Origin of the sequence: Enterococcus sp. C76 (genome assembly GCF_040886985.1) — a bacterium.
Classification (GTDB): domain Bacteria; phylum Bacillota; class Bacilli; order Lactobacillales; family Enterococcaceae; genus Enterococcus_B; species Enterococcus_B lactis.
This window is the reverse complement of the sequence record NZ_JBFOEY010000002.1, coordinates 129,579-144,971: the sequence shown is the minus strand read 5'-3', so window position 1 is coordinate 144,971 and position 15,393 is coordinate 129,579. Positions and strand designations below refer to the sequence as shown.

At 38.0% G+C, this 15,393-nt stretch carries 11 protein-coding genes; 7 read left to right on the top strand and 4 right to left on the bottom strand.

The window, feature by feature from the left end; translation table 11 throughout:
- Positions 1-12: 12 nt before the first annotated feature.
- Positions 13-1,146 carry an alcohol dehydrogenase catalytic domain-containing protein gene (locus AB3I00_RS03160; RefSeq protein WP_002292500.1) on the bottom strand — a complete coding sequence of 378 codons (1,134 nt, stop codon included), beginning with the start codon at positions 1,144-1,146 and terminating at the stop codon, positions 13-15.
- Positions 1,147-1,435: 289 nt separating this feature from the next.
- Between AB3I00_RS03160 and AB3I00_RS03155 the strand changes: the two genes are divergently transcribed.
- Entirely contained in the window at positions 1,436-2,296 is an 861-nt protein-coding gene (locus AB3I00_RS03155; protein WP_368024762.1) for a hypothetical protein, read from the top strand.
- A gap of 411 nt (positions 2,297-2,707) precedes the next feature.
- Here AB3I00_RS03155 and AB3I00_RS03150 read toward each other — a convergent pair whose 3' ends face one another.
- Positions 2,708-4,402, bottom strand: coding sequence for an oleate hydratase (locus AB3I00_RS03150; protein ID WP_002292503.1), 1,695 nt, complete (start codon positions 4,400-4,402; stop codon positions 2,708-2,710).
- 56 nt (positions 4,403-4,458) lie between these two features.
- Positions 4,459-4,587, bottom strand: coding sequence for a hypothetical protein (locus tag AB3I00_RS03145; protein WP_002287569.1), 129 nt, complete (start codon positions 4,585-4,587; stop codon positions 4,459-4,461).
- Between the two features lie 432 nt (positions 4,588-5,019).
- Between AB3I00_RS03145 and AB3I00_RS03140 the strand changes: the two genes are divergently transcribed.
- Entirely contained in the window at positions 5,020-5,385 is a 366-nt protein-coding gene (locus AB3I00_RS03140; RefSeq protein ID WP_086311221.1) for a DUF1622 domain-containing protein, read from the top strand.
- Positions 5,382-5,747, top strand: a complete 366-nt coding sequence (locus tag AB3I00_RS03135; protein ID WP_111231695.1) for a DUF1622 domain-containing protein — start codon at positions 5,382-5,384, stop codon at positions 5,745-5,747. Before AB3I00_RS03140 ends, AB3I00_RS03135 begins: the two co-directional genes overlap by 4 nt.
- A gap of 160 nt (positions 5,748-5,907) precedes the next feature.
- Here AB3I00_RS03135 and AB3I00_RS03130 read toward each other — a convergent pair whose 3' ends face one another.
- Positions 5,908-7,335, bottom strand: a complete 1,428-nt coding sequence (locus AB3I00_RS03130) for a helix-turn-helix domain-containing protein (protein ID WP_368024761.1) — start codon at positions 7,333-7,335, stop codon at positions 5,908-5,910.
- 469 nt (positions 7,336-7,804) lie between these two features.
- Between AB3I00_RS03130 and tdc the strand changes: the two genes are divergently transcribed.
- From tdc to AB3I00_RS03110, 4 genes are all read left to right on the top strand, one after another.
- Positions 7,805-9,640: a tyrosine decarboxylase gene (tdc, locus tag AB3I00_RS03125; RefSeq protein ID WP_368024760.1), complete on the top strand. Its 1,836-nt coding sequence runs from the start codon at positions 7,805-7,807 to the stop codon at positions 9,638-9,640.
- A gap of 306 nt (positions 9,641-9,946) precedes the next feature.
- Entirely contained in the window at positions 9,947-11,425 is a 1,479-nt protein-coding gene (locus tag AB3I00_RS03120) for an amino acid permease (RefSeq protein WP_086286257.1), read from the top strand.
- On the top strand, positions 11,391-12,722 hold the full coding sequence (locus tag AB3I00_RS03115; protein ID WP_368024759.1) for an amino acid permease: 1,332 nt from the start codon (positions 11,391-11,393) through the stop codon (positions 12,720-12,722). Before AB3I00_RS03120 ends, AB3I00_RS03115 begins: the two co-directional genes overlap by 35 nt.
- Positions 12,723-12,834: 112 nt before the next feature.
- Positions 12,835-15,387 (top strand): HAD-IC family P-type ATPase, encoded by a 2,553-nt coding sequence (locus AB3I00_RS03110; RefSeq protein WP_368024758.1) that lies wholly within the window; start codon positions 12,835-12,837, stop codon positions 15,385-15,387.
- Positions 15,388-15,393 lie beyond the last annotated feature (6 nt).

Here is a 15,393-nt window from a genome sequence, read left to right as displayed (position 1 = left end):
TTTTTACTGATTTCAAGGTTTCAAAACAACTTTTATATTTTTATCTTCTTTTTTGTCAAAAATCTCATATGCTTGTGCGGCTTCTTCTAGTGGCAGCGAATGAGTAATGATCTGTGTAGGATCAAATAGTCCTTCTGCAATCATTTCGTAGATTTTCGGCATCAGATGGATAATGGGTGCCTGTCCATGCTTGACCGCAATATCTCGCATGAAAAACTCTTGAAGCGGGTAAGAAGAAGCTGGCGTCATATACACACCAGTTACTTGGACGGTTCCGAATTTTTTGACAGCTTGCGAAGCCATCTGTAATGGAGAAATCGTGCCGCTTTGTAGGCTCACCAAATTTTTTGCTTTTTCTTTTACAGGTTCTAACCCATCCATTCCTACACAATCGATGATGACATCGGCACCACCTTTAGCCAACTCATACAATTCCGTTCCAGCTTGTGCTGTGTCTTCTAAGAAATAAGTTTCCACGCCGTTGTAATTAGCCGCTTTATCTAAACGATGTTGTACTGGATCCACTGCAATCACGCGCTCTGCTCCAGCCATTACAGCGAATTTTTGAGCAAATAGACCGACTGGACCAGATCCTAGAATCACAACTGTATCGCCTTTTTTTACGCCTGCATTTTCAACGCTCCAATAAGCTGTAGGCAAAATATCTGATAAAAACAAAACTTTTTCATCAGGAAGATTATTATCTGGAACGACAAACGAAGTAGAGTCTGCATAAGGTACTCTTAGGTATTCTGCTTGCCCACCCCAATGATTGCCATTCAACTTGCCAAAACCGAAAAGCCCGCCATATAACTGATCTGGATTTGATTCATCACATTGGCTTTCCATGTGATTCAGGCAGAAATGACAATGACCACAACTGATATTAAAAGGGATAACTACTCGTTGCCCTTTTTTCAATGTTTGAACTTGTGATCCTACTTCTTCAACGATTCCCATAGGTTCGTGACCTACAACATACCCTTTTTCCAAAACTGCTTCACCATGATGGTAAAGATGCAGATCGGATCCGCAAATGGCGGTTGCTGTGATACGGATGATTGCGTCTGTTGGTTCTAATATTCTTGGATCATCTACGTTTCTGATTTCCATTTTTTGTTTTCCTTGCCAAGTGACTGCTTTCATTGGAGATGCTCCTTTCAGATTCACAAAATTGTCTGCATTATTGATACTACAGATAGTTTCATTCTAAAGGAGTTCTTATCTTTTTGATAATGAAACGCTTTTTTCTCAAAATAAAAATCCTCAAAAAGCAAGAGTACCAAAAATTTTTTTTATTAGAAAAAGAAGGAGTGTGCCTTCATTGTATCCTTACGTACAGTAAAGTATAGTTGAACTATTGAATCATTTTAACTATTTAAACAATAACCAACCATCATTCGTTTCAGGGAAAAAACAAATACGAGGAGGCGTAATGAAACAAATTCAAAATAAATGGAATAAACGGATCATTGTTATGATTAGTTCTGTCTGCCTGTTTTGCCTGACTGTTATGCTTTGTTTAATAAGCACCTTGGCAAATCAACATTTTATGTTAGAGCAAAACATGCAATCGGACTATGCGAAAAAAGTAGCTGCTGAGATCAATCGAGAGATCCAAAGCTATCATTATGAAATCGGAGCTCCAGCTGAAGCATTGGAAAAGATTGTTTCTGAAGAACTAGTACAAAAAAATATCGAGCTTTTCATCCGCAACAGATATGAAAAAGAACCAGCAGAGCTGATCGGAGAAAAGGAAGTAGAAGAAAAGCTCCAAGAGATAATCAATACATACAAACAAGAAGAAGCAGAGGATGATCCATTTGCTAGTGAAGAAAACAATTTACTCATCTATATGACTTCTGGGATTTTTCGACGAGGAATACAATCAATTTATTTGATGTCGTTCATCGATCAGATATTGACGATACGAGAGCGAATGGTTTCTTTTCTTCCAGTGATCAGTAGTATCTTACTTGTATTGCTGAGCGGAGTGTTTTACTTATACAGAATGTCTTGGAAAAAAGTTCTTTGGTCATTTGCAGTGGTGATTGGAGGTGCAGGCTTCCAATTATTAAGTCTGTCAGTCAGTCTCTATTTGTACGATATGACCAGTCAGTTAGATATTCGAACCCAAGCACTGCAACATTTGTTAGACACATATATTTTGTCATTCATCCAATTTTTTAGTGTAGTAGCAATCGTTGAAGTAGCGATAGCAGCTGGATTATGGTGGATTGGCAAGAGAGTGAATACTGAAAAAAAGGTTTTTTCAAAAAGAAACGAATATAAATAATAAGAGGTTGTGACGTGAAATCTGTCACAACCTCTTGTTTTGAATAAACGGTGTTCTCCTACCAACTCCTCAGTCACAAGTCACAATATTCATAAAACGTAGGAAGCTATTTTTTGAAATTGCTTCTTGTGACTCAGAGCTAAACAGTAGGTTCACAACCTCTTGGTAAACGGTGTTCAAAAGCCAGTTTCTCGGTATTAAGCCAAATTTATGCAAAAGTGTGAGGAACCATTTTCATAAAATTTTTCTTAATACTCAAAACTAAACGACTTTTTCACAACCTCTTGGTAAACGGTGTTCAAAAGCTTGCATCTGCGGTAATAAGTCCAACCAAGTCAAAAACATAAGTAGCTGTTTTTGCTTGGCTGTTCTTATTACTTGATGCAAGGCAGCTTTTTCACAACCTCTTGATTATTCAAACATTTTTTTTGCGGCACGAGCTAGAGTAGGGATGTCTTTGTCGTAACGCGGTGTTTTGACTAGACGGGACATAGGGATGCCCGCAAAATGGAAAGCAGCGATTTCTCCAGAACGTACAGCACTTTGTTCAGTAAAGATCATCTGATAAGGCTGCTCAACAAATTCTCCTGTAAAGGCCAGGTTGGTTGAATGCTTAGGAATGACTTTTGGTCGATCACTTTTTGCACGGTTATTAAATAATGCGGAAGCATAAGGCATATAGACAGGGATATTATTTATTACGCTGTCGAAAATCTCTGTTTCTTTTTCCCGAATATTCACTGGACCAGGATCTACTTTTGAAAGTTGTCCGATCAGTTCTTCCAACATTTCTTTTCCGTTCATCTTAATATACTGTTTATCCACAAATTCGCCACGTCGTCTTGGATAAAGGAAATAACCCCAAATAACTGTTTCATTTGGTTTTTGAGACGTAAAATGCGGTTGATGATGCACGACGATAGACATATTGACATCTTTTTGGCCTAATGGCGTGATCGGTGTAGTTGAAATAAATGAATTCAAGGCATTTCCTGGTTCTTGAGTCGTGATACGGGTGATTTCATTCAATAACAGGTGGTTTTTCGTCGTCAGAGTAAAGCTGACCCATTCGCTCGCATCTCGATCCGCGAAAAATTTATCGGGATTTCCTAAGTTATAGAAACGTTCGCTGGCTTTTTTCCAGAGACTAGAAGCTGCACCATAATCCATATTTTCTACAGCTGGTGTTTCGTAATCTCCCAAAGTAGCTGAATCTGTAATGGAACCATTCGTGAAAATGACCGCTGTATCTTCATCTACCGTGACATGTTCCTCTTCCTGAGTCAATGTATTGGTCATTTTCAAACCAGTGACAGTGATTTCATCTTGCATCGGTGTATCTTTGAATTCCCAGTCAGTGACACGGCGGTTCAAAATGATTTTGCAGCCTTGTTCTTTCAAGTACTCGATCAAAGGAAGCATGATACTTTCGTACTGATTGTAACGTGTTCGATTGACGCCCACTAAATGTTCGATTTGAGTGAATTCATAAATCATTTGATGCATATAGCGACGCAATTCTTGAGCAGAACTACGTGTTCTGAAAGCAAATGTTGTTTCCCACATAAACCAGAAGTTTGTTTCAAAAAAGTGTGGATCATCTTTGAAATATTCTTCGATAGTGATATTGTCTAGTTTTTCTTCTTCTGAATCAGGCATGGCAATCAGTTTAGTCAGAAGAATACGGTCCTTGTTGTTGAAGCCCAGTTTTCCGCCGTCAATGATCCCTTTACCACCTTCCATCAAACGTGCTTTGTCAAAGGTACGGTGTTTTGCATCAAAATCTCTCGTATCTTCTTCAGCAGTCATTCCTGGCTCAGTAACAGAAGGTATTCGACTTAATAGATCCATCAAATCTACATAGGTACGGTAATTAAGCATGCGACCGCCTCGAGCAATATAGCCTTTTTGGTTTTCTAATGGATGATTTTTATTCCAATATTCATCCACTACAGTGTCGGTCGGTGCACCATCATTTGAACCGTGATCATCCAATGAATAAAAGGTGATCTGATCCCCTTTCCATTTGCCTTCTTGAATCAAATAAACAGCCGCTGCCATATTGGCAATACCGGCACCAATCATTATTGCTTTACTTTTTCTCATTGTGATTCCTCCAATGTCTTCCAAGTATGTCCGTAGTGATTCAACGAAATAGGATGCTAGATGGATTCAAATTCATCATATAAATGACTGTCATCTTCGAATAGCCCTGTTTTTTTTCCTAGATATGCAGCGCCAAGGGCAAGCAAACCTAAACCGATGCCGACTTTGATTAATTTTTTACTCATGAAAAACGCCTCCTTGTTTTCTCTTTCTATATCCAAGGATAGTTCGTTTTTATGAGAATGCCAAATGATAGGGTGAGAAGAAAAAGGAAATTTTGACAAAAAAGAAGAAGTGTCTGATTTTCCTGTAATTAAAAATAGGGTAGGAAAGAAGAAAAGATTTGAGGAGACGTATGGTTCTATTTTTAGAAATTTGGGTAAAAAAAAAGCGCGAGACAGTGCCACTTTGAAAAGCTGATGACGGACTAAACCTTATTTTAACTTGCTATGTTGTTTTGGATACTCCCATGATGTATGGATGGTGAATAATGAGAAAGGGAAGAGGAGGATTTTAGGCAAGGTGTGATCAATAAACAACTTTTAAATAGACGAACAAGGTCTCTTTCTTTTACAATAAAAGAATAGGAACAAATTAAAAGAAAGTAGGTAGCTTATATGTTTCACTCAAATTTGATTGAATTTCTAGAATGGATCATTGCTATTTTAAATATTTGTTCTATCGGTATATTAGTTGCTGGGATCGTTCTTGTTCTATTCAAACTTTTTGATTGGTCTCATGTCAAGAAAAATTATGCAGAACGTAATACTCGTAATGCAGATACAAGAAAACTGTTAGCAAGTTATATTTTGTTAAGCTTGGAAGTGCTAGTCGTTGCTGATATCATCGAGTCAGTTATCAAGCCGACTTGGACAGATATTTTGAAGCTTGCACTTATTATTATCATTCGAACAGTCATTTCTTATTTCTTGAATCAGGAAATAGAAGACAAAGAGAAACAAAGAAGAGGAGAGGTAGGATGACGACAGAGTTGATGCAGTTTCTTCTTCCATATTTTGAAAAACTTGTACTGGGACTTGATATTTTTGCTATCTGTTTATTGATTTGGGGAGTTTGTCTGTCGATTAAGGATTTCTTGAAATACTTATTTGTTCATACAGAAGCGAAAAACGACCGAGTCAGCGAGAACAATGCTATTAAAAAGATGTTAGGAGGTTATATACTCCTAAGTTTAGAAATTCTTGTTTCGGCTGGGATCATCGAATCGATTATCAAACCTACTTTGGAGGATATTTTCCAGCTAGCTGCATTGGTAGTTATCCGAACGATCATTTCTTATTTTTTAAATAAAGAAATCGGGCCAGTAGACGTCCCAAATAAGTGAGGTTATGAGCCCGCCGTTTATCGAGAGGTTGTTAAGAAGTGGGCAGATTCAAGGAATAAGAAGAAATTTATGAAAATTTCGGCTTATTTCCGAAGAAGTTACTTTTGGAATATTGTTTATTCAGAATAAGAGGCTGTGACATGATGTTTGTCACAGCCTCTTATTTATTTTGCACAGCTGAAACGATTGCTCGTTCGATCGTATTGATTGAAATAGGAATAATATTCTCATATTGGACTGCATCCGGTGTATATAATGTACGTTCACATAACACTCGGTTCGAGGGTTGCTGTGCATACTTCTTTATATCAGATATACTTGCATAGATTGTTGGTGCAACTTGAAAATCGAAAGTAGTTACAGCTTCCAAGGCTTCCCGATAAATCAGATAATGAACATCCGAATTTGTGACGATATAGATAGTCAGACGTTCTTTTGTCAGACGGAGAATTCCGCTCAATTCGATGACAAAAGCTCGCATGCAATTAGGATTAAACCGTAGATCATAAGGTAGCCGTTTGGCCCAACTGGAAAAAAGTGTTTGGACGTCTTTATATAAATTTGCCTGTTCCTCATTTAGAAGATAAAATTTTTCCGGCATGAATAATTGATAGTTATCCCAAGCCGAACGCATCAGATGAATCAGTGCACGTTCAAATGGCTGATTCCCGAATAATTCTTGACGGAAATGAGTTTCAAAGGTAGCAACTAGTTCTTTTATTTCGGGAGTGTTGTCAATAAACACTTGGTGTAGCTGTTGAAAATCTTCCGCAATCAACTGATAAGAATGGAAACCATAATTACAAAGATTGAACAGTGTCAAAATAAAGGCAAATTCTTCTTTTTTATAATAGGTTTGGAAATCAGTGGTTTCCCATGCTGACTCGACATAATTGTAAATAGGACGTTTTTTGATTTCTTCGATAAATGTTGGATCTATTGTCACAGTACCCAACTGTTGGCGTAAGAAACTAATAGCAAAACCAATCGATAAGATTTCTTTATTTTCTTTATCATAAAATCTACCGCTATTTTCCGTTACAGATTCAATGAAACGATCCGCACGGTCAAAAAACGATTCAGGTAGCTCCCAGGACTTAAAGCTGCCTAAACGATAAGCCACATTAAGAAGCAACAGACGTCTTTCCATTTCAGTAAATCGAGGGGAGTAGCGGTCGATTTCGATCCCACAATCATGAAAATAAGCCAATACTTGTTTTTTTAAGGAGTAAGCTTTGCTGACAGAGATGAATTCACACTCAGTTAATTGGAGATAATCAGGTTCATCTTCTTCCAAATAAAGCAGGCAAGTTTTTAAAAACAACGAATTTTGGGTCAATTGCTGCATGATCTTACATCGAGGTATATGTTCTGAAAAATATAAAGTGTAACAATCCTTTTCCCGATGTGTATAAACAATTTGTTCTTCAAATTCTTTTTTTATGTTATTGATATCATTGAGTAAAGTGGTTTTGCAAACATGTAGAAGATTGGAGAGCTTTTCTAGATTGACTTCTTTATTTACATAGAATTGTCCACATAAAAACAGCTGTCTCAAAATATTCTTCTCAATATATTCTTCAATCATAGTAAAGCCTCCATCTTGTATTTTTTTGCACAATATGGAAAATATTATGACATGTTTTCTTTTGGAAATCATCAATTAATTTCTGAAAAAGCCCGTAAATTCCGTTAATAAAAGATTTTTATGTTATAAAAATTGAAAAATAAATATTTTCATTAGAAAATAGATTGTGAATTTCTAACAAGCAAAAGGAATGCAAATACAGTTGATGAATGAATGATGGTCATTTAAGTTATTTGTTCGTTTTTTTTAGACTATCCATTTTAGAAGTCTGATTTATTAAAAAATTGTTCGTTTTTCCACGTTCAATTATCAGAAAAATCCGACTTTATTTATTTTTGTTTGAAATATTCTACGTGAATTTGATGTTATAAAAAAAATTTTCTCATTTTTGGCGCTATAGTGAAGAGGTGTTACAGATAAGCACATGTATCTGCGAGACATTGACCAACGAAATATGGAGGGAAGAAACATGAAAGATATGGATATCAAGGCCGTCTTTATAGGCGACAAAGCTGAAAATGGACCAGTTTACAAAATGTTGTTGAACAAGATGGTAGATGAACATCTTGGCTGGAGAGAAAATTATATTCCTTCAGATATGCCTGCAATTAGCGAAGGAGATAAGCTAACTTCAGATTATCTAGCCACCCGCGACCATATGATAGAAGTCTTGGATGAAGTCAGTCAGCGATTACGCGCAGGATCGATCCCCTGGCATTCAGCAGGCCGTTACTGGGGACAAATGAACGCTGAAACACTGATGCCTGCTTTATTAGCTTACAATTATGCGATGCTATGGAATCCCAATAACGTTGCACTAGAATCTTCTATGGCAACTTCGCAGATGGAAGCAGAAGTAGGACAGGATTTTGCCTCACTATTCAACATGGCAGACGGATGGGGACATATTACAGCAGATGGTTCTATTGCTAACCTTGAAGGATTATGGTACGCCCGTTGCATCAAATCAATTCCTTTAGCTGTCAAAGAAGTTCTGCCTGAAAAAGTGAAAAACATGTCTGAGTGGGCTCTTTTGAATCTGTCTGTTGAAGAAATTTTGGAAATGACCGAAAGCTTTACGGATGCAGAGATGGATAAGGTCAAAGCAGCTTCTTCTCGTAGCGGAAAGAATATCCAAAGATTAGGGAAATGGCTGGTTCCTCAAACAAAACACTATTCTTGGATGAAGGCGTTAGATATTTGCGGAGTGGGCTTAGATCAGATGGTTGCTATCCCAGTTCAAGAGGATTATCGAATGGATATCAACGCTTTGGAAAAAACAATTCGTGAATTAGCTGATCAAAAAATCCCGATTCTAGGTGTGGTTGCTGTCGTAGGAACAACAGAAGAAGGACAAGTAGACAGTGTAGATAAAATCATCCAGTTAAGAGAAAAGTTAAAAGATGAAGGTATCTATTTCTATTTACATGTTGACGCTGCATATGGCGGGTACGCGCGTTCACTGTTTTTAAACGAAGCAGGAGAATTTGTGCCATATGCTTCCTTAGCTGAATTCTTTGAAGAGCATCATGTATTCCACCATTACGTAACGATCGACAAAGAGGTATATGAAGGATTCAGAGCTATTTCAGAAGCGGATTCTGTCACGATTGATCCGCATAAGATGGGCTATGTCCCTTATGCTGCTGGAGGAATCGTGATCAAACATAAAAATATGAGAAATATCATTTCTTATTTTGCACCATATGTGTTTGAAAAATCAGTCGAAGCACCAGATATGCTAGGTGCTTATATTTTAGAAGGCTCAAAAGCAGGAGCGACGGCTGCTGCAGTCTGGACAGCTCATCGTGTATTGCCATTGAATGTGACCGGATATGGTCAGTTGATTGGTGCATCAATCGAAGCAGCTCAAAGATTCAGAGAATTTTTAGAACAATTACACTTTACTGTAAAAGGAAAAACGATCGAAGTCTATCCACTGAATCATCCTGATTTTAATATGGTCAATTGGGTATTTAAAGTACAAGATTGTGCAGATTTGAACGCTATCAATGAATTAAATGAAAAAATGTTCGATCGGTCTTCTTATATGGATGGCGATGTTTATGGTGAACGGTTTATTACTTCTCATACGACATTTACACAAGAAGATTACGGTGATTCTCCGATCCGTTTTATTGAAAGAATGGGTCTATCGAAAGAAGAATGGCAAAAAGAACAGCAAATCACTCTGCTACGTGCGGCTATCATGACTCCTTATTTGAATGATGATCGAATTTTCAATTTTTATACAAAAGAAATCGCGAAAGCAATGGAAAAGAAACTAAACGAAATCATCAAATAGAACTGATTTTTGTGTGAAAGAATAGCAAGAGACATATGGAGAACAGACAATTATTTGCCTCATCAAAACAGTTGTATTTCCCCCTGTTTTTCATATATTCCTCAGCAAGACATTCTTTTTTATAAATCTTTCTATAGTTGGTTCGTTCGTTTCACGTATCAAACCCAGTTCACTAAGTTCGTTCAATGGATGTTTCGGTGATACTGGGTTTTGTACTGAATCGATGAAGCCTTGTCACTTTTGTTCTTGAACAAAAATAAAAGAAAACGAAAAACATGTCGCTATTGAAAGAAAGAAGGAATAAAGATGAAAGATGCTGGTTCATCAAAACAAATCACGACCATGACCTTTATCGGGATGACCTGTGCCCTTGTAGCAAGTGTACGAAATATTCCAGATGTGGCAGCAACGAGCTGGACGATGATTTTTTACATGCTGGTTGCCGTATTGTTATATGCCTTTCCGATCTCATTGATCTCTGGTGAATTTGCCGGAATGTTTCCTCAAAAAGGTGGTCCAGAACTTTGGGTATCGAATGCTCTAGGAAAAAAATGGGGATTCGTTGTCTCCTGGCTGTTATGGGTCCAAATGTTTCCAGGGATGGTGATGGTTGCTTCAGCACTCGCTCCGTTGTTTGGTAATATTATCGATAATGTGCCGCTTGGGCTGAACAGCAAATTTACATTAGTTGTTATTTTAGTGGTTTATTGGATCATCACTTTTTTGAATTTAACATTCGACATGGCAAAAATCGGAGGAAAAATCGGTGTTTGGTTAGGTCTATATGTGCCTTTGACGATGATGCTCTTATTAGGGCTTGCTGCGTGGATCAAAGTTGGAATCGTACCAACCGGAACATTAGGCAATTTTTCATGGGACAAAGTAATACCAGATAGTACGACTGCATCCTCATTTGTTTATTTTGCGCCGATCATGTTTATTTTTACTGGCATCGAAATGTCCTCCGTGTATATCACTCGATTGAAGAACCCAGTGAAAACGTACATTCGTGGGGTATTTGCCGCGCTGATTTTTATATTTTTCGTCAATATTTTGAATGCTTTGGTTGTAGCAAATGTCGTACCAAAAGGTCAAATGGAATTGAATAATATCGCACAATCTATTTCGATTTATTGCCAAATTCTCGGTTTGCCGCATCTTATTGTGAATCTGTTTAGTTTGCTTGTCTTCATCGGTGTGGCCGTCCAATTATCTGCTTGGGCATCAGGACCTGCAAAGACAGTGACAGAAAGTGCTAGAAAAGGTGCGTATCCACCAAAATTCAATTTTTGGAAGACAAATCAATTTGACGTATCCAAATCCGTTATTTTGACTCAATCTGTCATTATCTCAATCTTTGCGCTTTTTTATTTGCTGATTCCTGGCGTCAATCAAGCATTTTTGATGCTGGTTAATTCAACTACTGTAATCTATTGTATCGTCTATGTCATTATGGGGATCTCGGTTTTGAGATTACGTTATACACATGCAAAGTTGAACCGTCCATTCAGAATTGGAAAAAAAGAGAACAAAAGCAATCTTGGCGTCTGGGCGGTCGTTATTGTTTTATTTGCGGCAATCGGCTTTTCTGTCGGACTGACGATGAAAGCTGGAACATGGATCAATCTAATTGCAGTCACAGCCATCAGTGTCATTTTGTTTGTAGTACCACTATGTATTGAAAAAATAAAGAAACCTTCTTGGGAACAGGAAGTCGCCATGCTGCTTGAAAAAGAAAAAGGTGAACTTGATGGAAAAACCGGCAATGAAACGGACTCTAACTAATCGAAATATCCAGTTAATCGCACTAGGTGGCGCAATTGGAACAGGATTATTCTTAGGTTCAGCAAAGGCAATTGCACTGGCAGGACCAGTTGTTATTCTCGTCTATTTGATATGCGGTGTGGCTATTTATGGCTTGATGCGGGCTATGGGTGATTTGTTTTTAGCAAATAGTAAATTTAACTCTATCAGTGATTTCATTGACTACTATTTGGGTGAAAAGTGGGCCTTTTTTGTCAATTGGACTTATTGGCTTTGCTGGCTTGGAGCTGGACTTGCGGAATTGACAGCAATAGGATTGTATATCCATTTCTGGTTTGTACATGTACCAGCTTTGATAAGCGGAGGTAGTGCATTAATGATCTTAATGGCAGTCAATCTTGTTGCCGTCAAATGGTTTGGCGAATTGGAATCTTTTTTCTCAATCATCAAGATTTTGGGGATTGTTCTTTTTATTTTATTGGGTATAGGTTTGAGCGTCTCATATTTTCATACCCAGTCTATCGGAATCAAAGCAAATTTTGGACAGCTCAATGAATTACTCCCATTTGGCTTTGCTGGAATGATTGCTTCATTTCCTATGGTTTTATTCAGTTTTGCTGGAATTGAAATGATCGGATTAACAGTTGGTGAGACGAGTGACCCACAAAAGAATTTGAAAAATGCAATCAACTGTCTGCCTTGGCGTATCCTCTTTTTCTATGTAGGAACGATTCTGTCGATTTTATTCGTTGTTCCATGGCATTGTTTAGATTTAAAAGAAAGTCCTTTAGTCACTATGTTGCAAATGATCCATTGCCAAAGCGGGGCAGCAATCGTCAATCTGATGATTCTGGTTGCTTCTTTGTCTTCGGCAAATAGTGCGGTTTACAGTACTAGCAGGATCTTATATCAAACAGCAAAAGAAAAAAGTCTGCCCCCTTGGTTTTGTGCGCTTTCTAAGAAAGGCGTACCTTTACACGGTATTTTGATTACAGGAACGTTATTTCTTGCAGGCCTTTGTCTACATTTTTTTGTCGCTGATAGTCGATTGTTTTTTCAGCTTTTGGCAGGTATGACAACGAGTTGTTTTCTATTTGTGTGGTCTTCGATCTTATGTGCACATATTCAATTTGTTAAAGAAAAGAAACGGAACACTATACCAAGATATAAAGACCTTGCTTTGTTGGTATTTTTTGCGGCCATTGCTTTCAGCTTGTTATTCGAAAGAACGACACGTTTTATTCCTTTTTTATTAGTTATCTGGTTTGTTCTCTTAAGTTTTGTATATAAAAGAATAAGCGATAGAAATATCAATTAAGACTAAATATATCCGGCAAAACGAATTATTTCAGACTTCTCTGAAATAATCGATACGCCTGAAAGATCTCCCTACGTATAATAAAAGTATCAATTAAGTAGGAGGGGATAGGATGAACTGGTATAAATTGACGGTAGAAGATACATTGAAAAACTATCAAACATCAACAGAAGGCTTGTCGCAAGAAGAACGGCAGAAACGCCTGACTGATCAAGGATATAATGAGATAGAAGCAAGACAGCAGACAAAACGATGGAAAAAAATAGTAAAGCACTTTACTGATCTGCTGATGATCGTGTTGATCATTGCCTCTTTTTTGAAATTTGCTTCGAGCGAATACATCGAAGGAAGTATTATTTTATTCGTAGTGATCGTCAACGGACTCGTTAGTTATTGGCAAGAAAGAAAAGCAGAAGAATCGTTGAATGGTTTGAAGCAGCTGATGGGTCAAGAAGCGATAGTACTATCGAACGGGATGCAAGAAAAAATTCCTGCGAAAGAACTAGTAAAAGGAGATGTCATTGTCTTACGTGCTGGAGACGTTGTTCCAGCAGATGTTCGGTTGATCGAAGTACATGATCTACTAGTGGAAGAATCGATTTTGACGGGAGAATCAGAAGCATCTGAGAAAAATCATACCGTTTTGGCAGCAGAAGAATCAATCGGTGACCAGAAAAATATGGCTTTTTCAGGAACACTTGTACAATCTGGTTCTGCAGTCGGTGTCGTTGTAGAAACAGGAAACACGACAGAAATCGGTAAAATCAATCAAGCACTGCAATCGGTCGAACAACAAACGACGCCTCTGATCAAAAAGATCAACCGATTGAACAAACAAATTTTTCAAGGCATTCTTTGTTTGATCTTGTTCTTAGTTGTTTTTACAACATTCCGCTATGGCATGGATTGGTCTATCCTTCTTTCAGCTATGATCGCTTTGGTAGTGTCAATGGTACCCGAAGGATTGCCAGCTGTTTTGACCATGATCCTATCTGTCGGAGTACATGAAATGGCAAAAGAAAAGGCAATCATCAAAGGACTGCCTTCTGTAGAAACATTAGGTTCTATGACAGTGATCTGTTCAGATAAGACAGGGACATTGACAAAAAATGAAATGACAGTTGTGGATGTAGCAGCAAAGGAAGAAACTCGCGTACTGTCTATTATGAAAAATTGTCAGGAGTTAAAGACGAAAGAAGAACAGAAAACAGAAAATTTAAGTGGCAATCCGACAGAACTTGCACTGATTCGACACACTGAAACAGCCAATCTGCCTTTGAAAAAAATAGAAGCAAAGATTCCGTTCAGCTCTGAATACAAATATATGGCAACGATGCATACGGAGGGAAAAGGAGCGGTGATTTACGTCAAAGGTGCGCCAGAAGTATTATTGGCTAAATCAACTCTTTCTTCTTCAGAACAAGAAGCATGGGGTCAAACAGCCACAGCGTTTGCGAAAAAAGGTCAGCGTGTTTTAGGATTTGCTTACAAAAAAGTAGATTCGAAACAGGAACTCACGCATGAGTCTTTAACCCAATTAACTTTTGCAGGGATTGCTGGGTTGATCGATCCGCCAAAAGAAAGTGCAGTCAAAGCTGTAAAGGAATGCCAACAAGCAGGGATCTCAGTGAAAATGATTACGGGGGATCACAAAGATACAGCAAAAGCGATCGCGGAACAAATTGGCTTAAAACATACTGCTAAAGTTTTAGAAGGGATCGATTTGGATCTTATGTCTGAAGAAGAGTTGATTCGACAAGTACCAAAAGTCGATGTCTTTGCTCGAACGACACCAGAACACAAACTGCGAATCGTGAAAGCTTTGCAGAAAAATGGAGAAATCGTCGGAATGACCGGAGACGGCGTAAATGATGCACCTGCTTTGAAAAGAGCCGATATAGGAATCGCTATGGGAATCAAAGGTAGTGAAGTAAGCAAACAGGCAGCTGATATGGTTTTAGGAGATGATAATTTCCATACGATCGCAAAAGCCGTAAAAGAAGGTCGGCGTATTTTGGATAACTTGCAAAAGACCATCAATTTCTTCTTACCAACTGCGTTAGCTCAAGGATTGATCTTGATTTGGGCGCTGATACTGAATCGGCCGCTACCTTTGTCCCCAGTACAGATTTTATGGGTCAATATGGTAACGACAATCACTTTATCTTATGCATTAGGGTTCGAGTCGCCAGATCCAGAAATCATGAAGCGTCCACCAAGAGATCCAAAGCAAGGAATCCTATCAGGTTATCACTTGTTTCGGATCATCTATGTCGCACTACTGATCATGGTTCCTGCCTATTTATTGGCTATGCAATTTGAAGGGCAAAGCTTACAGCAAACCATTCTTCTGCAAAATATCGTCTTAGCTCAAGCTGTTTACATGATCAATTGCAGAGAGTTGTCCAAGCCGTCGTTGAACCAAGGTCTTTTGCAAAACAAATCGCTTTTTCTTTCATTGGGTATCCTTGCTTTATTGCAGGGGATGGTTATTTTTCTGCCAATCGGCCAGCAGCTGATCGGTACAGTAAGTTTAACGATGACACAACAGTTATTGATTGGGGCAAATGTGATTCTTCTATTCTTAGTTGTAGAAATAGAAAAAGGGATCATGAATAAACTGTTTCGCAAAAAAGAAAAAACAGCTAGAGAATTCAGTCGCTAGCCGTTA